The sequence below is a fragment of the Arcicella aurantiaca genome, from assembly GCF_003148625.1.
GTDB lineage: Bacteria > Bacteroidota > Bacteroidia > Cytophagales > Spirosomataceae > Arcicella > Arcicella aurantiaca.
In genome coordinates, this window is record NZ_QGGO01000009.1 from 111,128 (window position 1) to 136,249 (window position 25,122).

The window sequence follows — 25,122 nt, forward strand, 5'->3', positions numbered from 1 at the left end:
AATTAAAATCATATTAAAATTGATATTCAAATGGAAAAATTAAGATACATACTCAATTTCAATAAGTTATTGATTTTGTTCTTTATGTTTTTAGGAGGAAAAACATTTGGTCAAGTTACTTTATCGCTCAGGTATCTTTCTGTTGATAATAAATACCACGTGTATTTGACACCCACTACAGCTTTGGCTGCGGTTGCCAATCCTAAATTAACAGATGGTAGTTCTCAAATTACCTTGATGGCTTCCACAGGAAACTTGACCATTGGTACAGTTACTTCTGTTAGCCCATCAGGAAGTTGGGATTTATCAACAACTACCCGAAACAATGGGGATGTTGTGAGTGGAGCTCCGCTTGGAAAAGACTTTTTTGTCATTACGCCAGCAGGTGACTTTACCGCTATTAACTATACCTCTGGTACGGAGGTCGAATTATTTAATTTTGATGTTACTGGTACTTGTACTGGAAGTTTGGATATTCTTCCAGCAGGAAGCCAAACCGCAGGTGGAGGTACGCTTAACATTGGTTCGTATTTTAGTGTAAAAGGTTATACAGGCGGAATTGGTACAAACCATTTTGCAAGTACATATAGTATGAGTGCTGCTTGTCCTGTGGCTGTCACTACTTCGCCAGATTTAGTAACATCTATTGGGCAACCTGCTACACCATTAACAGTTGGACAAGCAAGTAATGTACCTGTAACGATTACAAACGTTGGAACTGCTCCTGCAACTGGACCAATTCTTACAACCATTACTATTCCTACTGGAACAACTGCTCCAGCAAGTTTTTTGAGTAATGGTAGTTCTTGTACAACTTCTGGGCAAACTGTAACTTGTTCAACGCCAGGACCAATTAGTAATGTTTCACCAACGAATACTGCTCTAATTAATGTTCCCGTAACACCTTTGCCAGCTTCGGCAGGTACAAGTCCTCAATTTACGGCTACAACAACTGGACCTAATGAACCTGTTGCAAATGTTGGAAATAATCCTGCAACGCCAATGACACCTTCAACACCAATTGCAGGTGTACCAGACTTAACAACAACGATTGGTCAGCCATCAACACCTTTAACAGTGGGTATGCCAAGTAATATTCCTGTAACAGTAACCAACATTGGTTCGGCTCCAGCAACAGGGCCTATCACAACAACTTTTACCTTGCCAACAGGAACAACAGCTCCAGCAAGCTTTTTGAGTAATGGTAGTTCATGTACAACTTCTGGACAAACAGTAACTTGTTCGACACCGGGACCAATTAGTAATGTTTCGCCAAATAATACAGCTTTGATTAACATTCCTGTAACTCCTTTGGCAAGTACAGTTGGAACAAACCCTCAATTTAATGCCACAACGAGTGCTCCAAATGAACCTTCTAACAATGCAACAAACAATCCTGCAACACCAATGACTCCAATTGCAGCGGTTGTAGCAGGCAATACAGTCGTAAGTGTAAAAGCTTTATTACAAGGAGGTTATCAAAGTGCAGGTTTAATGAGAGACCAATTACGTACAAAAAGTTTGATTCCAGCCACTGAACCATATACTGCTTTAGGTTATATCCACAAAGGCGGAGGCGGTAGCGAAACCGTATCAAGTTCAGTTTTAGCAGTTTCAGACCCAAACAATGCTATTGTTGACTGGGTTGTGGTTGAATTAAGAGATGCAACAACACCAAGCACAGTCATTGCGAGTAAATCAGCTTTAATTCAGAAAGATGGAGACGTTGTAAGTGCCACAGATGGCGTTTCGGCGGTAACATTCACAGGAATTTCAGTAAACAATTATTACGTATCGGTAAAACATCGTAATCACTTGGGAGTAATGACTAAAACGGCATTGAACTTTGCCACAGCAGTTGGTTTGATTGACTTTTCATTACCATCAACTTTAACGAATGGTACAAATCCTCAAAAAGTATTGAGTGATGGTAGATTAGCACTTTGGGCTGGAAATACAACAGGAGATAACCAAGTTATTTATTCAGGAACATCAAGTGATGTTTCGCCAATTTATAACTATATCTATAACGACCTGAGCAATACTGCCAAAACAACCACTTTTGTAAAAACGGCATATACTCGCAATGATGTAAACTTAACTGGAACAGTTGTGTATCAAGGACCTTCAAACGAAGTAGATATGATTATGGTAAATATTCTTACTCACCCAGCCAACTTGGTTAGTAAAAGTCCATCTTTCATAATCTTAGAACAAATTCCTTAGAAATTAGGGGAGTTTGTATAGCAACTTCCCGAAGGATTTAAACTTTCGGGAAGTTCAAAAAAATGCTTTTACAATTTCCCTAAACAACGCCTAAAATACCATGAACCTTTGGTTTTATCTAAAATGTTCCAAGATATGAAAAGTCCTTTTTACATAATCAAGTCTTGGTGTCTTGCACTTTTGCTGAGCTTTCTGGCATTAGCACAAGCAGGTTTTGCCCAAAATGTAAAACTGTTTGTCAGAAGTAAAGCTGCAAGCCCAAACGTCTATGAAGTGGGTATGATTGCCTCTGGTTCATATTCAAATGTATATTTTAATACAGGACAAGTTACGCTTAAAGCTCCCAAATCTGGTATGGCATTTTGTAGTGTCAATACCAAAATAGGAGATTGGGGCGGGGCTACCTCTGTTATAAATAATACCAATCCTAATACTACTGCAACACCGTATTTCACCACAGTTAGAAATGCCACTGCCAGTAGTGTTGCTTTGCCCGATGATTATTTTATCATTGGCAAAACCAGTTCCCCATTAGCTGTCAATATCAGTGCTAATACTGAGTATATTTTATTTGAATTGTCGGTTTGCCCAGGCACTTGCTCGGGTACACTAAGTTTATACGAAAATGGTGTAGATACTTGGAATGGTAGCGATTTGAGCTATAACGTTGGGCAATCTATTAGCCTTGACGGTATTGACCAATATCAAGCCAACGACAATACAAGAGGCACAGCCAATTGTTCTGTTTTATTAGCAGATACTGATGGAGATGGTTTAACTGATACCCAAGAATTAGCTTTGGGTACAAATCCAAATGACTTAGATTCTGACGATGACGGAATCAGCGATGGAGATGAAGTTAACGGCACAGGGCCATTAACGGCAAGTATCAAAACCAATCCTTTATTAGCTGATACCGACGGTGATGGCATCAAAGATGGTACAGAAGTAGGCGTAGTAACTCCTATTGCTGACCCTGACGGTGCTGGGCCTTTATTAGGTACAAATGTAGGGGCAGGCAATTTTATTGTAGATGCCGACCCAACAACCAAAACAGACCCAACCAAAGCTGATACTGATGGTGATGGTTTGTCTGACGGAATAGAAGATACCAACAAAAATGGTAGAATTGATGCTGGTGATACCAATCCTTTAGTTATTGACACAGATGGCGACGGATTGTTGGATGGAGCAGAAGATGCCAACCATAATGGTATTGTTGATTCAGGAGAAACTGACCCACGAGTATTTGATGCTGTTTCTCCAACTTGTGAAGTAAGCTATTTTATTAGAACAAAAACGGGTTCTACCAATGTCTTTGAAGTTGGTATGATTTCTCCAAATACGTATAGTAATGTATATTTCAATACTGGACAAGTAACCTTCAAAGCTCCGAAAGGAACAGCAGGAAAACAGTTAAGTATTTGTAATGTTGATACAAAAATTGGAGATTGGGGTGGTGCTACAACTACTGCCAATAATACAAATCCGAGTGTAACATCAACAGCATATTTCACTACTGTAAGAAATGCAACAGGTATTTCTGGTGCTTTGCCAGACGATTATTTTATCGTTGGTAAAACCGCAACCCCTGTATTACAAAACGTTACGCCTAATACGGAATATATTTTATTTGAAATGACGGGCTGTCCTAATAGCTGTACTGGTGATTTGCAATTATATGAAAATCAAGGTAAAGTTAATGCAGACGCTTGGACAGGAACAGATTTAAACTATAATCCGGGAGAAGAAGTTAGTTTTGACGGTGTCGATAGATATTGTGGCAATGTTCAAAGAGGTGCAGCCACTTGTACTGACCCTGTTTTATTAACAGATACTGATGGTGACGGTGTACCTGATTCTCAAGAATTAATAGATGGAACAAGTATTACAAACTCATGTAGTTTTGTATTGGCTCATCAGAATACTGCCCCAACTACGGCTTGGAATATCGCTGACTGTGACGGTGACGGTGTAACCAATGGTAAAGAAAAAATTGATGGAACAGACCCATTAAATATGTGTAGTTTCATTCAATCAAGTCAAACTTTAACGCCTTCGGTTGCTTGGAATAGTGCAGACTGTGATAGCGATGGTAATCCAAATATTTCTGACCCTAACAAAGGAACAGCTACGGCAACCAACGATGCGTTGAATGCTCCATTGGGAATTCCTTCAGTAGTAAATGTTTTAGCCAATGATGATTTCTTGGCTGGTGCAAACCTAAGTATTACCCAAACAGGTGGTACGGCGGCGGGTACAGTGGCATTTAATCCTCTTACAGGAATGATGACTTACACACCAACAGCGGCAGAAGCGGGTTCAACCGTAACTGTGGTTTATCAAGTTTGTAAGAATACTCCTTTACCACAAGTTTGTGCTTCGGCTACGGTAAGTATTCAAGTTGGTCCAGCTCCAACTTGTGAGATTAGTTTGTTTGTGAGAACAAAAGTAGGAACAACAAATACCTTTGAAGTAGGTATGATTTCTCCAAATACATATAATAATGTGTATTTCAATACTGGGCAAGTAACTATCAAAGCTCCTAAAGGCGTTGGTGGAAAACAATTCAGTATTTGTAATATCAATACAAAAATTGGAGATTGGGGTGGAGCTACTTCTGTGGCAAATAACACAAACCCAAATACTGCCTCTACTGCTTTATTTACAAGTATTCGTACTGCTACGGCAAGTGCAACGGCTTTACCTGACGATTATTTCGTGATTGGTAAATCGTCTGCTCCTGTGTTGCAAAATATTACTCCGAATACAGAATATGTTTTGTTTGAAATGACTGGTTGCCCGAACACTTGTACAGGAGACTTGAAGCTATACGAAAATCAAGGGTCAGCAACACCTGATACTTGGACGGGTACAGATTTGAGTTATAACCCAGGTCAAGCCATTAGTTTTGACGGTGTTGATAGATATTGTAGTAATGTATTACGTGGTGCAGCAACGTGTTTAAATGTTGATAATCCATTGGCTATTAATGACATAAACATTACGCCCAAAAATACAGCTACTACTGGAAATATCTTAACGAACGACAATAAAGGTAGTTTGCCATTAACAATTACAGTATTGACACCTGCGGCAAATGGAACATTTACTTTAGGAACTGCTGGAGCTTACACTTATACGCCAAATAGCAATTTTGTAGGTAAAGATTCAGTACGTTACCAAATCTGTAATAACCAAACTCCTGCCGTTTGTGACCAAGCTTGGGTTTATATTACCGTAACGGATGCCCCAAGTGCAACGCCTACCAATCCTCCGATTGCGATGGCAGATGTAAATCAGACGTTGGTAAATACCCCTGTAAGTGGTACAGTAGCTAATAATGATAGTGACCCAGACGCTGGACAAATATTGAGTTTTACAAAACTTACTAATCCGAGCAATGGTACAGTAACATTTAATGCTACCACAGGTGCTTATACGTACACACCAAATAATGGTTTTGTAGGAACTGATATTTTCACTTATAAAGCTTGTGATAATGGTTCGCCAGTACAATGTGCATCTACCAATGTGACAATTAAAGTTACGCCTGATAATAGTGCAGGTGGAAACATTAAACCTGTTGCTAATGATGATGTTTATACAACAGGTAAAGGGGTAGGGGTAAACGGTAATATTTCATTAAATGACCATGATGCAAATACTGGACAAACATTAAGTTATACTACGGTTTCTTTACCATCTAATGGTATCGTTTCTGTAAATTCTGATGGTACATTTAGTTATGCACCAAATGCAACTTTTGTTGGTACAGATGTATTCTTGTATAAAGTTTGTGATAATGGCTCACCTGCCATGTGTGATACTGCAACGGTTTATATCAACATTACAGACCCTTTAAATACGGTTTGTGTAACGTTTAGTCTAAAAGCAATTTTGGAAGGACCTTTAAATTCAGTTTCTGGATTGATGAGTACATTCCTTAATACAAGAGGTTTATTACCGGGACAAACGCCTGTGGGTATCAATGGAGTGGCAACGCCAAATGGACAACCATATTCAACTGCACCTTGGAATTATTCGGGTACAGAGGCAATGCCAATTGGTGGGTATCCGAGCAATGTAGTTGACTGGGTGTTAGTTTCATTGAGAACAGATTCTTTGACAAGTACGCCAGTGTTCAGAGCAGCAGGTTTACTGCGTGAAGATGGTACTATTACTTTCGTAAGTCCATGTTTTAGTATTCCAAATGGTTCATACTATATCTTGGTAGAACATCGTAACCACATGGGAGTTATGAGCGATAAGAAAGTTACTGTAACTTCTGGAACATTGACGTATGACTTTACCGTTAGGGATTCTTATGCTCATACAAACCCTCCATCGTATGGTCAGAAATTGGTTGGTACAAAATATGTTCTTTATGCAGGTGACCCTAAAAAGGCTCTTACAAATGACAATTTTGATATAAATGCCGCTGACTCAAACCTATGGAAAGGGCAGTCAGGTATTTTTGACCGATATATGTATGGCGACTACAATTTTGATGCAGATGTAAATAATGCTGATAATACCTTATGGAAAGTCAATAATGGACGATTCTCGGGTGTAGTACATTAATTTAATTAGTAACGATTTATGAATTAGTGATTGAAGTTTATATCAAATCACTAATTCATAAATCAATTTTTTCCTCTCTAAGTATTCATTAAAAACTTATAATCTTTTTCTTTTTTGTGGATTTATGCAAGCGTTTTAGTAAATGCTTTTATATGAATTTGTGTGAAATCACTTAGTCATAAATCATAATTCACATCTAAAAACGTATATCCGACACTTTTTCCTGCCAGATGAAAGTGGATATTTTTATACAAATTAGTAACAACCTAAACAATTCAGTCACATGAAAAAACTGCTATCAATGCTGTTCCCAGCTATGCTTCTCTTTTGGGGAGTCATTAGTTCCGCCCGGGCTCAGAGTGGTGTGCATCCCGTAGCAGCGGGGAAATTCGATGTGAGATTTACAGTCAAAAATGTTGATTGTTCTGTCTCACCCCAAGTGCTCACCATTGCAGTACAAGTTCGGGCTACATCAATCGCAGACACCTTCCTAATGGGAGATGCCAATTACCGTTTTAGATTTAAGACTACTCAGCTAAGGCTTTTGGGTACTTCGCCCACTTTTGCCACCAGTTTGGTAAGTCAAGAAAATTTTTCGGCAAAAGCACCGTCGAGCGATTTTAACTATGGTTTTCAGAACCTAAACGGTTCTGGAGAAGGTCCTACAGAAGGGATTGTTTCTTTAAACACATTTTACTCTGGTTCAAATCAGGGAGCAAAATTAGTGGGAACATCGTGGATGACGGTTGCCTGCATCAAATTTAATGTGGTGGCAGGTAATAATTGCTTTGATTTGGTCTGGGATGACGACAAGACATTCCCAGTAACAGGTATGAATGAGGTTTATGACATTTCAACTAACCCTGCCTTTGACTTTAAACAAGCCAATGTAGCAGCAGGTGGATATTTTGGAAATGTTAGTTCGTGTATGACTACGTATTGTTCGCCCATTTTGGCAGTAAATGACATCAATATTACGCAGATTAATACAGCAGTTAGTGGTCAGGTTTTGACAAATGATATTGGTTCGGGATTAGTTGTGAATACCACTCCTATAAGTAGCCCAGCCAACGGTACAGTTGTTTTGAATACCAACGGAACTTATACTTATACTCCAAATACAAGTTTTACAGGTACTGATACCTTTAAATATAAAGTATGCGATAATATTACTCCCCAGAAATGTGACACAGCTTTAGTTTCAATTACTGTATTGCCAAACCCTCCGACTGGTGGGGTGAATGCTCCGCCAGTGGCAATGCCTGATGTTAATCAGACTACTGTTGGTGTACCCGTAACTGGAAATCTTTTAGCAAATGATGTTGACCCAAATGCAGGACAAACACTTACGGCAAGTACAACGCCTGTAAGTAGCCCAACAAATGGTACAGTAACTATTTTGCCTAATGGAAGTTACACTTATACACCAAACGCTGGTTTTAGTGGGCAAGATACTTTCACGTATAAAGTATGTGATAATGCTACTCCTCAGGCTTGTAGTAATGCTACGGTTACGATTGATGTAACAGTAGATAATAATCCAACTACGGCAAATGATAAGCCAATTGCTGGTGATGATATAGGTGTGACTCCTAAAAATACTACTTTGACAAGTGTATTGGCAGGTAATGATTCAGACCCAAATGCTGGACAAACTTTAACTTATACAACTACGCCAATTGTAGCACCAACTCACGGAACAGTAACAATTACTCCTACGGGTGGTTATACTTATGTGCCAACCACAGGCTATGCAGGTCCTGATAAGTTTACATATAAAGTTTGTGATAATGGTACACCTTCATTGTGTGATACGGCAACTGTATATTTAACAGTATCAGCAGCTCCGAACAACTTGCCCGTAATTACACCTCCTGCCGTTACACCAACAACGCCAGAAGATGCAACTACTCCAATCACGGTTTGTGTAACGTATTCAGATGCTGATGCAACAGATACTCACACACCAACAGTTTGTGGTACAAATAATGGAACAACAACGATTGCAAGTACCAATCCTGTTACAAAACAAGTTTGTTTGAGCTATAAGCCAAATGCAAACTTTAGTGGAACAGACTCTATTTGCGTGAAAGTTTGTGATAATAATGGTGGATGTACTACTTTGAAAATTCCAGTTACGGTAACTCCTGTAAATGACCCTCCAGTATTACTTCCGAAGCAAATAACAATGCCAGAAGATTCAGCAGCGAAAACGATTTGTTTACCAATAACAGACCCAGATTTCCCTTCTGATACACATATTGCAGGTTTATGTGCTACGCCAAAATCTGGCTCAACGGCAACGGTGTTAGTTAATAATGTTACGCACGAAATTTGTGTAACCTATTCGCCAGCACTTAATTATGTAGGGCAAGATACTATTTGTGTAAAAGTTTGTGATGCAGCAGGTTTATGTACTAACGTATTGATTCCTGTGGTGGTAACTGAAGTAGCTGATAGCCCTGTTATTACGCCAATCCCGCAAACTGTTGCAGAGGATTCACCAATAACTGCTTTATGTTTACCAATTTCAGACCCTGATAAAAATGATACACATACAGTAACCGTTTGTGGAGCTCCGAAAAATGGAACTGCAACACCAACCGTAAACAATACAACACATCAAGTATGCTTGAATTATAAGCCAAATGCTAATTATGCAGGTAAAGATTCAGTTTGTTTAACGGTTTGTGATTCTTACGGAAAATGTACAAATGTGATGGTGCCAATTACAGTTTCACCTGTACCTGATGCTCCAACGGTTATTGTACCTCCATTCACAATGCCTGAAGATTCTGCTTCTAAAACAGTTTGTATGCCAATTACAGACCCTGACGCAGGAGATACACATACAATTACTCCGTGTGCAACTCCTAAAAATGGAACTGTAACGACTACGGTTAATAATACAACACATACACTTTGTGTTACTTATACTCCATTTACCAATTTCTTTGGTCAGGATACTGTATGCGTAAAAGTGTGTGATGCTTCAGGATTATGTACAGACGTAAAAATACCAATTACGGTAACATCTGTAAATGATAAACCTTTGGCAATCAATGATGTTAATTTAACCAAGAAAGCAACGCCAATATCTGGTAATGTGTTGACAAACGACAAAGACCCTGATGTAGGACAAACTTTGACGGTTTCAACCATTCCAGTAACAGCACCTGCAAATGGTACAGTAGCTTTAGGAGTGAATGGGGCATATACTTATACGCCAAATCCATTGTTTGTTGGTACTGATTCATTTAAGTACAAAGTTTGTGATAATGGAACTCCTTCTCTTTGTGATACCGCAACGGTTGTTGTTGAAGTGACAGACCCAACGGTTATTCCAGGTGTAAACAGAAATCCAGTTGCGTTGAATGATAACGTTACTACGCCAACTGGTACGCCAATTGTAATTGCAGTAAAAGCAAATGATACAGACCCAGACGGAAATCCATTAGGATTGCCTACGCTTGTACCAACTTCTGGACCTTCAAAAGGTACAGCCGTTGTTAATCCAGACGGAACGGTAACTTATACACCGAACCCAACGGCAACAGGTACTGATACATTCAAATATGTTGTTTGTGATAATGGTACGCCTTCAAAATGTGATTCTGCCACTGTAACTGTTGAGCTTACGCCTAAAAATACAGGAACAGGTATTGTAAATGAAGCTCCAATTGCAGTTGATGATAGCAAGCAAACATCTAAAAATGTACCAGTTTCAGGTACAGTAGCTACTAATGATACTGACCCTAATGCTGGACAAACATTGACGTTTACGCAATTAACAACAACTACTAATGGGACTATTACAGGTTTTAATCCAACAACTGGTGCTTATACTTATACACCAAATACCAATTTTGTTGGAACTGACCAATTTACCTACAAAGTATGTGATAATGGAACGCCAAGTTTATGTAGTAATGCAACTGTTTATTTGACGGTAACTAATACTAATTCGACAGCTCCAGTGATTGTTCCGCCAACAACGACGCCAACATTGCCTGAAGATGGAACACCATTGACTGTTTGTATGAATATTGTTGACCCAGATGCAGGTGATACTCACGCTGTTACGCCATGTGGTGCTTTAAATGGAAATGTTACTTATACAATCAATAATGCAGTAACGCCACACCAAGTTTGTGCTACTTATACGCCAAATCCAAATTTTGCAGGTACAGATTCTATCTGTGTAAAAGTTTGTGATAATTATGGAAATTGTACTACAATCAAAGTTCCTGTAATTGTAACACCAGTACCAGACCCTCCAGTGGTAACTCCTCCAGCTCCAACTTCATTACCTGAAGATGGAACAGTAACGGTATGTTTACCTATCACTGACCCTGACGCTAACGATACTCATACTGTATCTTTATGTGCAGCTCCTAAACATGGTTCAAGCAGTGTAACGGTAAATAACAGCACAATACCGCATAAAGTATGTGTGACTTATACACCACTTCCAAATTACAACGGACAAGATACTGTTTGTGTGAAAATTTGTGATGCCGCTGGAAATTGTACAACAGTAAATGTGCCATTTGTGGTAACACCTGTTAATGATGCTCCAATTGCTAAAAACGACTTGAACTCAACAACAGTAGGAGTTCCTGTTTCTGGAAATGTATTGACAAATGATACTGACCCTGATGGAAATCCATTAACAGTAACGGGTCCATTGGCAGGTACAGCTCCAACAAAAGGAACAGTAGTTGTTAATCCAAATGGAACGTACACTTATACGCCTAATGCAGGAGCAACAGGTACGGATAAGTTTAAATACCAAGTGTGTGATAATGGAACGCCTTCGTTGTGCGATACTGCTACGGTAACAATTACCATTACTCAGCAGTTGGCTCCGGGTAGTAATTTACCTCCTGTGGTAAACCCTGATGCAACGTCAACGCCTAAGGATAAGCCAGTTACGGTAAATGTATTGCCAAACGACGGTGACCCTGAAGGTACGCCATTGAAAAAACCAACAATTGCAACACCTCCTACACATGGTACAGCAGTTGTAAATCCTGATGGTTCAGTTACTTATACGCCAAATCCGGGTTCAACAGGTGATGATATTCTTGAATATGAAGTGTGTGATTCTGGCTCTCCATCAGCTTGTAGTATTGCAAGTGTAGTTATATCGGTGACAGAACCAAATAATATTGTTAAAAATGAACCACCAGTTGCTACTGATGATGCTAAAACGTTGAATAAAAATTCAACAGTAACTTCTTCGGTTTCAGCTAATGATGTTGACCCAGGTCAGATATTAACTTTTAGCAATACATCAAATCCAACAAATGGTACAGTAACTTTCCTTCCAAACGGAACTTATACTTATATTCCAAACGCTGGATTTGTGGGTAATGACTCATTTACCTATCAAGTTTGTGACTCAGGTACGCCAAGTTTGTGTACTAATGCAACAGTATATTTTACGGTAGTTGACCCTCTTTTGCCATTACCGCTTAATACTTTACCAATTGCGTTAGATGATAATTCTGCTACTTTAATAGGTGTTGCAGTAAGCATTCCTGTAAAAGTAAATGATACTTATTTGGCTGGTTTATTGGGTAATCCAACAGCGGTTACCAATCCAACCAATGGTACTGTGATTACAAATGCCAATGGTACAATGACTTATACACCAAATTCAACTTTTGTAGGTGTTGATTCATACAAATATAAAGTTTGTGATGCTACCAATACGGCAAAATGTGATACGGCTGTGGTAACAATCACTGTGAAAGACCCTAATTCGTCTGTACCAGTAGTGGTAAATAATCCTCCAGTAGCGATTGACGATTATAAATTAACAACTAAAAATACTCCTGTTTCTTCAACAGTGGCTGCTAATGATAGTGACCCTGATGCTGGACAAGTATTGACGTTTACTAAATTGACTAATCCGACAAATGGTGCAGTAACTTTCCTTCCAAACGGAACATTTACTTATACCCCAAATGCTACATTTATTGGTACGGATATGTTTACGTATAAAGTTTGTGACAACGGAAGCCCAAGTTTATGTACTAATGCAACGGCTTATATTACAGTGCTTGACCAACCATGTATTACGTTTGACTTTAAAGTGTTACTTGAAGGACCATACAATTCTTCTACGGGATTGATGAATACTACTTTAAATCAACGTGGTTTATTACCGGGACAAACGCCTGTCGGAAGCTTTGCTGTGCCAACTCTTGGCGGACAACCGTTCAATTTAGCACCATTTAGCTATGCTGGTACAGAAGTAATGACAGCTTATGCAAGTACAGTTGTGGACTGGGTATTGGTGTCTCTTCGTTCAGACTCAACTTTATTGGGTCAGGTATTTAGAGCAGCAGGTTTATTACATAACGATGGACACATTTCATTCACAAATCCATGTTTTGTGATACCAAATGGTTCATATTATGTAGTGGTAGAACATCGTAACCACATGGGGGTAATGTCAGCAACGAAAGTTCCTGTAACTGCTGGAAAAATTACTTATGACTTTACAGCAGCACAAAGCTATCAATTGACAAACCCTCCATCGTTCGGACAAAAAGCAGTTGGAAGCAAATTCGTAATGTTTGCGGGCGAAGGTATGAAATCTACTATCAATGATAACTATGATGTCAACTTCAAAGATTCTTTATTGTGGAAATCTTTATCAGGAAGTTTTGATGTCTATTTATTAAGTGACTTCAACCTTGATGCCGACTCAAACTTTATGGATAACAGTTTGTGGAAAGCTAATAGCGGACGTTTCTCTGGTGTATTACACTAAAAAAGTGAATAGTTGAAAGAGAATAATTAATAGTTTGTTGCAGAAGTCAGTATTTTACTGCAACAGCTATTAACTATTCTCTATTAACTATTCATCAATCAAAAAACTGGCTTGGTATTTGCTTAATCTATACCGACCATGAACTTTGTTCTCGAACCGCCAGAAGGCACAAAAATTAATGGACATGAACAAAAAAATTCTTTATATATTGGGGCTTTCCCTGATAGGTTCTCAAACCTTGAAAGCTCAAAGTGGTGTGTTTGATGTAAAAATCACCACGAATAAATTGGACTGTGCCACCAAAAAACTTTTGGTTGATGTACAGGTAAAAGCTCATGATGAAAAAACAAAATTCAAAATGGGTGATGCCAATTATCGCTTCACTTACAACCCTTCAATTCTTAATAACCCAATCCTCGAAAAACAGGGCTTTTTCTCGTCAAGAGGTGAATCTTCTGACCCAAATTATGGTACGCATAACTTGAATGGAAGTGTGGCTCGAATGAAAGAAGGTATCGTTTCTTTAAACACTTTTTATGGTGGTTCTGGCGAAAATGCTACTGAAGTTGGAACGGAATATTTGACTGTATCAACCATTGGCTTTGACCTTGTTGATTTGAAATCTTCGGTCGAAATTAAATGGAATGAAGGTGTAGGTAAGAGTTTTCCTGCAACAGGAATGAATGAAGTGAAATTTTCTAAAAATGCAAGTGGTGAGATTGATTATCAATTATATAACACCAATGCAACAGGTAGTTTTGAGGGCTTGAAAATTAATTTAGGAGAAACCTGTTCGGCAGATTTAAAGTCAAACCCTACCAATGAAAGTTTCTTTATTCCAGAAGGTTTTTCACCTGATGGAGATGGTGTGAATGATGTTTTTGAAATCAAAAATCCACAAGGAATAAATATGGGCGTTTCGATTTTTGACCGTTTTGGTAAATTGGTTTATAAATCAGATGACTATAAAAATGATTGGGATGGAAGACCTAACCAAGAAGGTTTTGACAACAGTCGCCCAATTGGAAGAGGAACATATTATTACGCAGTAAAACGTGCCGATGGTACAACATTTACTCGATTTATGACTGTTAATTATTAAGAAAAGAATATTATTATACTTTCCGAAAGTGTCAATAGCCTTTCGGAAAGTGTAGAAAATCTGCCTTTGTAAAAAATATTGAAGCTCAAGCATATTGCTGATAGCCTAAAATTAGATAAGCACACAGCTTAATTACAATTAAATAAATACAAACATGAGAAAAGTTTTAGCCGCCACTTTAACTTGTCTGATAGTGTTGCTTTGGGCAATACCATCTTTTGCACAAACAACACCAGTGGGTAAATTTGATGTAAGACTTAAACTGAAAAGCAATAATTGTGTTGCTAAAAAGGTTGTTTTACAAGTTCAAGTAAAAGCTCACGATGCCAACTCTACTTTTAAGTTAGGCGATGCCAACTTTAGATTTGATTATGACCCAACAGTCGTAATTAATCCAAAGAATATTAGTCAAGAAACCTTTTCTAATATCGCACCTGCAAGTGATGCTAATTACTCTGCACAAACGCTTACAGGGTCAAAAGTAAGCACCGATGGCACACAAGGTATTGTGTCGTTGAATGTACTTTATTCTGGAAGTAATGCTGGAGCAAAACAAGTTGGCGTTGATTATATAACTGTTGCTTGTATTGAATTTGATGTTATTAAAACTGACGGATGTGTTAATTTTAAATGGCACACTGATAATGATTTCCCAATTACAGGGATGAATGAAATTATCCAAACTTCCGCTGACCCTTATGATTATACCAATCCTTCGGTACCAGCAGGTGGTGTTTTTGAAAACTATAACGTATGTGTAAATACGTTATGTGTACCTGTAATAAATAAAGATTTGGCAACTACGCCGATGAATACCCCAGTTTCTGGAAATGTTTTGACAAATGATACGCCAACAGGTGGATTAACGGTTAAAATTTCACCATTCCCAACACCATTACACGGAAGTTTACAGTTATCTACTAACGGAGCATATACTTACACACCAACAACGGGCTATGTAGGAAAAGACTCTGTTCAATATGAAGCTTGTGATGCGTCAAATGTTTGTGGTAAAGCATGGTTAGTAATTACTGTAACAGGACCAAGTTTGGCAGTAAATAGAGATGTTTATACAACACCGATGAATACGCCAATTTCAAGTAATGTCCTTACGAATGATACACCTTCAGGTGGTTTGACGGTTAAGATTTCGCCTTTCCCAACACCATTACACGGAAGTTTACAATTATCTACCAATGGCGTATTTACTTATACTCCATCAACAGGTTATGTAGGGAAAGATTCAATTCAATATGAAGCTTGTGACGCTAACAATAATTGTGCAAAAGCATGGGCAGTATTTACCATTACAGGGGCAGCTCCAGTAGTAAATCCTGATACATATTCGACTAATGCAGGTACGCCAGTTTCTGGAAATGTTTTGACAAATGATACGCCAACGGGTGGATTAACCGTTAAAATTTCACCATTCCCAACACCATTACACGGAAGTTTACAGTTATCAACAAACGGAGCTTTTACTTATACCCCAACAGCAGGATATGTCGGAAAAGACTCTATTCAATATGAAGCTTGTAACGGAAATAATGTTTGCGGAAAAGCATGGGTTGTATTTACAGTAAATGGAGCAACACCACCAACCAATCCTGTTGACTTATCGTTAATCAAAACGGTAAGTATCAAAAAAGCAACAGTTGGTGATTTAATTACTTTTACCGTTTCTGTAACCAACCAAAGTACAAATACTGCTACGGGTGTTAGTGTAAAAGATTATATGCCTGCGGGAGTTTTATACAAAAGCTATTCTACCTCAACGGGAACATATAATAATAATACGGGTATTTGGACGATTGGAAATATCTCTGGTCAACAAACTATCAACTTAGTAATTACGGTTCAAGCTCAAGGCGAAGGTACTTTCTTTAATCGTGCAGAAGTTTGGACTTGCAATGAATCAGATACAGATTCGAAACCTGCTAATACATTATTGACAGGACAACCAACTAATCCTATTTTGGAAGACGATAACGCTTCTGCTTGTTTCTATGTGCCAATTGGTCTTTGTACGGGTAGCGGAGATGCTTACGAAATTTCTGTTCCGACAGGTTATACAGGTATTCAATGGTATAAAAACGGTTCGCCAATTGCAGGTGAAACTGGCACAACTTTAACGGTATCAACTGTGGGTAGTTATACATTTACAACTTTAGAAGGAACTTGTCCAGCGGGTGGTTGTTGCCCAGCAGAATTTGTACCAATTGACTGTTGCAAACCTACATTATGTGTACCTTATGCAGTGATTAAAACGAAAAGTGCTAAAAAGTAATCCTATAACTTGATTGCTTATTCAAAGATATTGATTTGACAAATTATGTGATAACATTCCATAATTTGTCAAATCTTTTCATTTAGAAATAAAATTTCTAATTATTCCAGATTCTTCAATTTTACATACTTTTCAAGCCGCCAACATGAAGAAGTTATATTTATCAATTATCGCATTTATTAGTTTTTATTCGGTACAAGCTCAACAAGAAGCGATGTATTCACAGTATTTATTCAATCCATTGGCAATTAATCCTGCCATGTCGTCTAAAACTAACGAAGCAACTACAAAAATCATTTATCGTAAAAAGTTTATGGGTGGAGATTTTGAAGGTGACCCCCAAACACAAACGGTAGTAGTTGATTTGCCTTTGGCGAATGAAAAAATGAATTTAGGTATTCAATTGTATAATGATATTGCAGGAATTATAAAATCTACGGGAGGATACGGAATTTATAGCTACAAAGCACAATTTAATGATGAATTGAGTTTGACGATGGGGATTCAAGCAGGAATTACCAATTATCGTGCAAACTTAACAAGTGTTCAATTGATTGACCCGAAAGACCCAAATTTTGGGCAGAATATCAATAAAATATTGCCAAGCGTTGGTACAGGTATAAATTTAAGTAATGAAAAATGGTTTTTAGCTATTTCTGTTCCACAAATTATTAGAACAAATTTAAGTTTGGTTGAAAATCCAAATGCCAATTATAGCACTGCCAATTCTCGTTTTTTATTTGCAATGTTTGGGTATGATTTTAGAATAAATAAGTCAATAAAAATTTCTCCAAATATTTTGGCAAAAGTAGTTGAAAACGCTCCTGTGGCATTTGACTATAATTTAAAAGCCAGTTTTAATGACAAATTTACTTTGGGAGGTTCGCTCAGAACTGCCAATGCAAAATTTAATGAAGTAAGTACACAAACCCGATTGGGTGACGCATTTTTAGCTTTTACCGAAGTACAAATTACACCAAAAATCCGTTTTGGATATGCGTATAATATTTCAACAACAAAAGGGCAATACGATAGTGGCTCTCATGAAATTATGCTTTCGTTTCGTTTCTTAAAAAGCCAGGAAGAAACGGTTGTTGACCCAAGATTTAAGTAAGAATCAAACGGTTTCTAAAACAAAATTGCCGTCTGTGTTTATCAATAAACGCAGACGGCAATTTTGTTTTAGACCAATATTTTGAAGAAAACGGTAAGTTTTCTATCGTACCAAATTAATTTTGACGAATTAGAAGTTGTTTAATTTTACTTAATCCCAGAACTAAAAGCGTAAGTAACTTTAAGATTTCCAGAGCGATATAAATAAAATGATGATTGCTTGGTTCAGGCGTTTTTCCAGATTGAAATAAAACTATTCTCTCGGACAGAATTGGTAATAAATAAAAGGTCTGAATTCCTAAAATGGCAATCAAAATAATGATGCTAACTGTAATTTTAGATTTAGCAACATCATAAATATTTGCCAAAACTATCCCCGTCAATAAAATTATTTCTATTCGATTGAGAGCTTCAAAAACTATCTTCCCAATTCCTAAACCTAATTCTAAAGTTATTTTAGGTGCTTGAAATTTTAAAGGAGCTTCTAAAAATGAAATTCCCAAAAGCATACCTGCCCAAATAAAAGGGAATATTATCAGTATGTATTTTGTCCAATTTTTCATAAAATCAATGATTTTGCCATATTCACCTACAAAAATGCGAGTGTTTTGAAGGGATTTTTATGAGAAAAATCATATAATATCGTAATCTTTTAGATGAGTAAATCATCGGCTTTGACACCCGCAATTCGCATAGCTTCGTATTCAACTTCTACGATAAATTCGGTTTCTTCTTGGGTAAATTCTTCGTTGTCCCAATCCTTAAAAAATTGCTGTGTTTGTTCTTGAATGTTATCTACATCTTTGACCAAACGTTTTATCAAAAAATCTGTAAAACGGTCAACTTCTTTTCTCATTCTGATAACCGCTTCTGTTGGCGGAGGCACTTCTTCATAATCTTCAAAGTCCTCTATTAAGAATTTTTCTTTGAGTTTATAGGCTTCTAATTGGGCAATTCTTTCTTGATTGGTCATTTGTTTTTTTTACAAAGATAGGGGGTAAATCTTTAGGTGATAAGTCGGAAGGAATTATCCCTTAACGAAATCTACGTTTTTCTTTTCTTTTTTCGAGCCGAAGGAAATAAAACGTTATTTAGAATCAAACGATAACCGGGAGAATGAGGATGAATATTCAAGTCGGTAGGAGTGCGGTGAAAACCTTTTCTGCCTTCAGGGTCATGACCACCATAAAAAGCAAATTGTCCTCTGCCGACTTCTCCATAAATATAGCGGTCGGAAGTTTTACTACTGCCCATTACCAAGACGTTCGGTTTGACTGTTTTTTTGTTGAAAGCCGTTGTTTGTCCCATAAATTCCCGAATCTGAAATTCATGATTTTGAGTAAGCAAAGCAGGAATAATATCCCATTTGGCAGAAAAACTAAATAAGTTAAAATAGGTTTCGTTTTCGTCTTCGCCCCAACCTCCAAAACCGCCCTTTCCAGATGCTGAATTAATATTTGAAAATGACCTCATGCGTCTATCGCCCGACTCATTTCCTAATTCCAAGAGAAAATCTCCGAAAGCTAAGGTTTTGCTAAAATCCAATTTTTCTTGTGCGTCTTTATCAATGCCATCACCATCAAACTCACTTGGAACAATGTCGATACCTTCGGCGGCGAGAGCCACATCAATCGTTTCTGCTCCCGAACACATCGCAAATAAATAGCCACCGCCCGCACAAAAAGCTTTAATTTTTTTGGCGACTTCCAACTTTAAATCTGAGTTTTTATTGAATCCGAATTTCTTAGCGATATTTTCTTGAGCCTTGATGTCTTCTGGCGAAATTCTCCAAAGATTTTTGCCATATTGTCCCGTAAAATCCTCGTGGTGGAGGTGAAGCCAATCATATTTTACTAAATCGCCACGCATGATTTCTTCATCATAAACCACATCAAAAGGGATTTCTGCGTATTTGAGAACCAATAAAACGGCATCGGTATCTTCAAAACTTGCTTTACTGATTTTGATGGGAGAATACACTGCAATTTTGGCAGATTTTACCAAATTAACCGCATCCATATTAAGATTTGGGTCAGCAATATATTTGAGTAAAGCCACTTCATCAGCAGAAGAAATTACCTCATACGTAACACCTCTCACACGACATTCCGTTTCTAATTCAGCTGTAAAATTCATCAAAAAACTGCCTCCTTGATAATTGACAAGCCATTTTACTTCTTGGTCAGCTTTCAAAATCCAATAAGCAATTCCGTAGGCTTTGAGGTGATTAGCCTGTCTTTCATCCATCGGAATAAAGATAGAATTGGCATATATTTTACCAAAACCAAAAAGAAAAATCAGAAGCAAAAACCACTTTTTCATGGGCAAGATGGTTTGATAGTGAAGGGTTTATTGGTATAAAAATAGGGATTTTATTTTGGAATTATTTACAAATTGTCGCAAACTAAAATTAGCCCACAGATTGTACTGATTCAACGGATTTACACAGATAAATTTAAAGAAAATCTGTTTTATCAGTGGTCTAATTTTATCGTGCAACAAATTGTAGATAGGTCTGTTTTATTTTTTACTCTTTTTACATTGAGAGTTATTGGTGAAATTGTTTTTACTCAATACATTTAGTAATTTTACTCAATACATTGAGTAAAATATTATGTTCGTAAAATCTGAAATATCAATTCTTCAAAAAAGAATGGCGGATAGCCGTCGATTTATCCAAGTTATTATGGGACCTCGACAGGTTGGGAAAACTACTATGGTCAAACAATTGATTGCTCAATTGGAAGTGCCAACGGTTTTTGTTGCGGCTGATGGAGTAGCTTCTGCCAATAGCACATGGATTAGTCAGCAATGGCAATCTGCTCGTTTTCAGTTACTTAGTGGTGGGGCAGAGGAGTGCATTTTGATAATTGACGAAATTCAAAAAATTGATAATTGGGCAGAAGTTATCAAAATGGAATGGGATAAAGATAGCATTGAAAACAAAAATATTAAATTGGTTTTGTTGGGTTCAGCCAGACTATTATTACAACGTGGTTTGAGCGAATCTTTGGCAGGACGGTTTGAAATTATCCAAATGACGCATTGGTCTTTTGCTGAAATGCAGGAAGCATTTGATTTTTCGGTAGAACAATTCGTTTATTTTGGGGGTTATCCAGGGGCGGCTTCGTTGATTGATGATGAAGAAAGATGGCGAGAATATGTTCTTCATAGTTTGATAGAAACAACACTTTCAAAAGATATTTTAATGATGAGTAGGGTAGATAAACCTTCACTTTTGAGACGATTGTTTGAGTTAGGTTGTGGTTATTCTGGACAAATTTTATCCATGACAAAACTTTTAGGGCAACTTCAAGATGCAGGAAATACTACCACATTGTCGCATTATTTAGAATTATTAGATTCAGCAGGTTTATTGACAGGGCTTGAAAAATACGCCCCTGATGTAGCCCGACAAAAAATGTCTATTCCCAAATGGCAAGTTCAAAATACAGCTTTCTCTTCCGTTTATAATCCATACAGTTTTGAGCAATGTAAACAAAATCCAGATATTTGGGGGCGTTGTGTGGAAACTGCCGTGGGTGTTCATTTAATTAGGTCGCAACGATTACAACGCACAGAAGTAACTTATTGGCGTGAAGGAAATGATGAAATTGATTTTGTATTGAAAAAATCTAATAATGTGATTGGTATTGAAGTAAAAAGTGGAAGAACGCAAAGTGCTAAAGGGATTACAGCATTTGAGAAAAAAGTTCGTCATGACAAAGTCTTATTAATTGGAAATAGTGGTATCCCTTGGCAAAATTTCTTGAAATCTGATGTCAATATATTGTTTGAAATGTAAGAGAAAAGTATCAGGATTTTGATAAAATAACAAATTGACAAAAGTTTATAAATAGAATTAAGAAATTGCAAAAGACCGTTTTCGCTATAACGCCACCGTTTACCCAACTCAATACGCCGTACCCCGCAACGGCGTACATTAAGGGGTTTTTGAATACTAAAAATATTTCTTGTTTTCACGCTGATTTGGGCATTGAAGTCATTTTAGCCTTGTTTTCAAAGCGGGGTTTGACAGATTTGTTTGCTTTTATTGAGCATAAATCTACTGATTTATCTGAAAATGCTCAGCGAATTGTAGCCCTTCAAGATGATTATATTCATTCAATAGAGGCGGTTATTTTGTTTTTACAAGGTAAAAATCCAACGCTTTCTCATGTGATTTGTCAGGAAAGTTTTTTGCCAGAAGCCTCTCGTTTTGCTCAATTGGAAGAAGATTTGGATTGGGCTTTTGGCTCGATGGGAATGCAGGATAAAGCCAAACATTTAGCTACGCTTTATTTGGAAGACCTTTCTGATTTAATCATGGAATGTGTCGATGCTCATTTTGGATTTAGTCGCTATGCGGAGCGTTTGGGGCGTTCTGCTAATAGTTTTGATGAATTGTACGGTGCTTTACAACAGGATTTTACCTACATTGATAATCTGTTAATGAAGATTTTGGCGGAAAAAATGATGCTCGTTCAGCCAAAATTATTCTTGATTTCTGTGCCTTTTCCCGGTAATTTATACAGTGCTTTTCGGATTGGACAATGGATAAAAAAGCATTATCCAAGCGTTAAAGTTTCGATGGGTGGAGGTTTTCCCAATACAGAATTACGCTCACTTTCTGACGCAAGAGTTTTTAAGTTTTTTGATTTCATTACACTCGACGACGGCGAAGCACCAATTGAAGAACTCTTAAAAACGATTGAAAATCAGGAGAGAGCGTTACAACTGAAACGCACTTTTACCTTAATTGATGGTACTGTAAAATACATCAACAATAGCACAACGAAAGATTATAAACAGTCGGAAGTAGGTACGCCTGATTATTCCGATTTGCTTTTGGATAAATATATTTCGGTGATTGAAATTGTCAATCCAATGCACCGAATGTGGAGTGATGGACGTTGGAATAAACTTACAATGGCACACGGTTGCTATTGGGGAAAATGTACATTTTGCGATATTTCTTTAGATTATATTAAAATTTATGAGCCTGTAACCGCCAAATTATTATGCGATAGAATGGAAGAAATGATTGCCCAAACGGGTGAAAATGGCTTTCATTTTGTAGATGAAGCCGCACCGCCTGCTCTCATGCGAGCCTTAGCTTTGGAGATAATCCGCAGAAAATTATCGGTTACTTGGTGGACAAATATTCGTTTTGAAAAGAGTTTTACGCACGATTTATGTCAGTTGTTAAAAGCCTCTGGTTGCATTGCGGTTTCGGGTGGTTTAGAAGTGGCTTCTGACCGACTTTTAGACTTAATTCAGAAAGGCGTAACGGTTGCTCAAGTTGCTCAGGTGACACGCAATTTTACCGAAGCGGGCATCATGGTTCATGCGTATTTGATGTATGGTTTTCCAACACAAACTGCCCAAGAAACCGTTGATTCGCTGGAAATGGTGCGACAAATGTTTGAATTAGGCATTCTTCAATCTGGATTTTGGCATCAATTTGCTATGACCGCCCATAGTCCCGTAGGAATGTATCCTGAGGAGTTTTCGGTAAAAAAAGACACAGATTTGATTGGTACTTTTGCGAATAATGACCTTGTTTTTACCGACCCCAAAGGCACAAACCATGAAACTTTTAGCTATGGTTTAAAGAAATCCTTACTCAATTATATGCACGGAATCGGCTTTGATTCGCCCTTACAAGATTGGTTTGAATTTAAAATTCCGAGAACTAAAATCCCGAAAAACTATATAGAAATTGCTCTTTCGGAAGACGATGATTTCATGGTAAAACCAAGTTCTAAAATTGTTTGGTTAGGGAAAAAACCGATGGTTGAAACAACCGTTTCTAAAAAAGGAGAATTGTCATTACTAACTTTTCATGATAAAAAAGAGACATTTTCAGTTAAAGTAAATAAAATTTATGGCGATTGGCTCGTTGAAATTTTAAACCTCATTTCTCCCAAAAACGCTAAAGTTTATACGTTTCAAGAAGTTAAAAAACACTATGAAACTGCTGGTTTAGATGATTTTGAACTTTTTTGGTACAGTAAATCAGTCAATACTTTACGAGATTATGGCTTGTTAGTTTTGTAATTGAAAAGTATTGAGTAAACATTATTTTCTAAATTCACGTTGCCCAATATTTTATAAACGATAGACCACTGATTAAACTGATATTATCTGTGCAAGTCCGTAAAATCAGTTTAATCTGTGGTCTAAATTTGTATGTGACAAATGAAATATTACCTGATAAATTTTACTTTTTTACTCACAATCTTAATCCACTCCAAAGCCATCAGTTCGTGTCCTGCGGGCATTGGGTGAATACCGTCCCAAATCCAATAATCAGCTTCTGCACGTTCAAGTGCTTTGTTAAAAATAGCTTGAAAAGGTATGTAAATTGCGTCAAATTCGATGGCTAATTTCTTAATAACTGCCTGCCGTTTTGTGATGTCTTCTGTATAAATCTCCAACTTATCTTTCACCCTTCCGACGGGCAAAATAAATGGTTCGCAAAGTACAAACTGAATATTTGGTAAAGCATTTTTCGTGGTTTTTAGCAAATTTCGATAACTTTCTTCGTAAAACTCAACCGAATATTTGGTATCGCCTTTCAGCCACATTTCGGTTTCGTTAATGCCTACTAAAATATTTAATAAGTCAGGTTTTAGGGATAATGTATCTTCATTCCAACGTTTTTCAAGGTCGGTAGTTTTATTTCCACTAATGCCACGATTGAAAAAATGAAACTTCTTTTCGGGAAATTTATACCAAAGTTTACTGGCAATATTATTGGCAAAACCGTGTCCCATTACATGATTCCAGTCGTTGTTACGAGTCCTATTTCCGTCAGTTATGGAATCTCCTTGAAAAAGAAATGTGTAGTTTTCTCCGCTTTCGAGTGAACTTGTAGGAGTCGGAATTTTTGAAAATATGGGCATTCCGCTTAAAATAAGGCTATTTTTTAAAAATTCTCTGCGGTCGTCTGACTTAATCATTATTTTATTTCTTTGTGTTTTATCTCTTAAATGCACTTTAAAAATTTATCGAGTAATTTTT

At 37.4% G+C, this 25,122-nt stretch carries 12 protein-coding genes; 8 read left to right on the plus strand and 4 right to left on the minus strand.

Annotated elements, in window-relative coordinates; translation table 11 throughout:
* Positions 1 to 30 precede the first annotated feature (30 nt).
* The 6 genes from LV89_RS10465 to LV89_RS10490 all read left to right on the plus strand — a co-directional run bounded on the left by LV89_RS10465 (position 31) and on the right by LV89_RS10490 (position 18,097).
* Positions 31 to 2,226, plus strand: a complete 2,196-nt coding sequence (locus LV89_RS10465) for a hypothetical protein (protein WP_146199136.1) — start codon at positions 31 to 33, stop codon at positions 2,224 to 2,226.
* A gap of 135 nt (positions 2,227 to 2,361) precedes the next feature.
* Complete coding sequence (locus tag LV89_RS10470) at positions 2,362 to 6,810, plus strand: Ig-like domain-containing protein (RefSeq protein WP_158279561.1); 4,449 nt, start codon at positions 2,362 to 2,364, stop codon at positions 6,808 to 6,810.
* Between the two features lie 283 nt (positions 6,811 to 7,093).
* Positions 7,094 to 13,594, plus strand: a complete 6,501-nt coding sequence (locus tag LV89_RS10475; protein ID WP_109742842.1) for an Ig-like domain-containing protein — start codon at positions 7,094 to 7,096, stop codon at positions 13,592 to 13,594.
* A 184-nt stretch (positions 13,595 to 13,778) separates the two neighbouring features.
* Positions 13,779 to 14,696 (plus strand): T9SS type B sorting domain-containing protein, encoded by a 918-nt coding sequence (locus LV89_RS10480; protein ID WP_158279562.1) that lies wholly within the window; start codon positions 13,779 to 13,781, stop codon positions 14,694 to 14,696.
* 154 nt (positions 14,697 to 14,850) lie between these two features.
* The gene (locus tag LV89_RS10485; protein WP_109742844.1) at positions 14,851 to 16,983 is read left to right on the plus strand and encodes an Ig-like domain-containing protein; all 2,133 of its coding nucleotides are present in this window, start codon (positions 14,851 to 14,853) and stop codon (positions 16,981 to 16,983) included.
* Between the two features lie 145 nt (positions 16,984 to 17,128).
* Complete coding sequence (locus tag LV89_RS10490; protein WP_109742845.1) at positions 17,129 to 18,097, plus strand: PorP/SprF family type IX secretion system membrane protein; 969 nt, start codon at positions 17,129 to 17,131, stop codon at positions 18,095 to 18,097.
* 115 nt (positions 18,098 to 18,212) lie between these two features.
* Here the strand turns inward: LV89_RS10490 and LV89_RS10495 are convergent, their stop codons facing one another.
* The 3 genes from LV89_RS10495 to LV89_RS10505 all read right to left on the minus strand — a co-directional run bounded on the left by LV89_RS10495 (position 18,213) and on the right by LV89_RS10505 (position 20,418).
* Positions 18,213 to 18,659, minus strand: coding sequence for a hypothetical protein (locus LV89_RS10495; protein WP_109742846.1), 447 nt, complete (start codon positions 18,657 to 18,659; stop codon positions 18,213 to 18,215).
* A gap of 89 nt (positions 18,660 to 18,748) precedes the next feature.
* Positions 18,749 to 19,069, minus strand: coding sequence for a hypothetical protein (locus LV89_RS10500; protein ID WP_109742847.1), 321 nt, complete (start codon positions 19,067 to 19,069; stop codon positions 18,749 to 18,751).
* A 71-nt stretch (positions 19,070 to 19,140) separates the two neighbouring features.
* Positions 19,141 to 20,418: an asparagine synthetase B gene (locus tag LV89_RS10505; protein WP_109742848.1), complete on the minus strand. Its 1,278-nt coding sequence runs from the start codon at positions 20,416 to 20,418 to the stop codon at positions 19,141 to 19,143.
* A gap of 292 nt (positions 20,419 to 20,710) precedes the next feature.
* Between LV89_RS10505 and LV89_RS10510 the strand changes: the two genes are divergently transcribed.
* Both LV89_RS10510 and LV89_RS10515 read left to right on the plus strand, forming a co-directional pair.
* Positions 20,711 to 21,901: an ATP-binding protein gene (locus LV89_RS10510; protein WP_109742849.1), complete on the plus strand. Its 1,191-nt coding sequence runs from the start codon at positions 20,711 to 20,713 to the stop codon at positions 21,899 to 21,901.
* Positions 21,902 to 21,966: 65 nt separating this feature from the next.
* Positions 21,967 to 24,156 (plus strand): B12-binding domain-containing radical SAM protein, encoded by a 2,190-nt coding sequence (locus LV89_RS10515; protein ID WP_109742850.1) that lies wholly within the window; start codon positions 21,967 to 21,969, stop codon positions 24,154 to 24,156.
* 149 nt (positions 24,157 to 24,305) lie between these two features.
* On the opposite strand, the gene LV89_RS10520 is transcribed toward LV89_RS10515, so the two are convergent.
* Complete coding sequence (locus tag LV89_RS10520) at positions 24,306 to 25,061, minus strand: SGNH/GDSL hydrolase family protein (protein WP_109742888.1); 756 nt, start codon at positions 25,059 to 25,061, stop codon at positions 24,306 to 24,308.
* Positions 25,062 to 25,122 lie beyond the last annotated feature (61 nt).

Bases quoted from the DNA above. Each gene is read 5' to 3' on its own strand.
- LV89_RS10470 (WP_158279561.1), top strand. From the start codon at position 2,362: ATGAAAAGTCCTTTTTACATAATCAAGTCTTGGTGTCTTGCACTTTTG.
- LV89_RS10475 (WP_109742842.1), top strand. From the start codon at position 7,094: ATGAAAAAACTGCTATCAATGCTGTTCCCAGCTATGCTTCTCTTTTGG.
- LV89_RS10495 (WP_109742846.1), bottom strand. From the start codon at position 18,659: ATGAAAAATTGGACAAAATACATACTGATAATATTCCCTTTTATTTGG.
- LV89_RS10500 (WP_109742847.1), bottom strand. From the start codon at position 19,069: ATGACCAATCAAGAAAGAATTGCCCAATTAGAAGCCTATAAACTCAAA.
- LV89_RS10490 (WP_109742845.1), top strand. From the start codon at position 17,129: ATGAAGAAGTTATATTTATCAATTATCGCATTTATTAGTTTTTATTCG.
- LV89_RS10485 (WP_109742844.1), top strand. From the start codon at position 14,851: ATGAGAAAAGTTTTAGCCGCCACTTTAACTTGTCTGATAGTGTTGCTT.
- LV89_RS10510 (WP_109742849.1), top strand. From the start codon at position 20,711: ATGTTCGTAAAATCTGAAATATCAATTCTTCAAAAAAGAATGGCGGAT.
- LV89_RS10520 (WP_109742888.1), bottom strand. From the start codon at position 25,061: ATGATTAAGTCAGACGACCGCAGAGAATTTTTAAAAAATAGCCTTATT.
- LV89_RS10465 (WP_146199136.1), top strand. From the start codon at position 31: ATGGAAAAATTAAGATACATACTCAATTTCAATAAGTTATTGATTTTG.
- LV89_RS10480 (WP_158279562.1), top strand. From the start codon at position 13,779: ATGAACAAAAAAATTCTTTATATATTGGGGCTTTCCCTGATAGGTTCT.
- LV89_RS10505 (WP_109742848.1), bottom strand. From the start codon at position 20,418: ATGAAAAAGTGGTTTTTGCTTCTGATTTTTCTTTTTGGTTTTGGTAAA.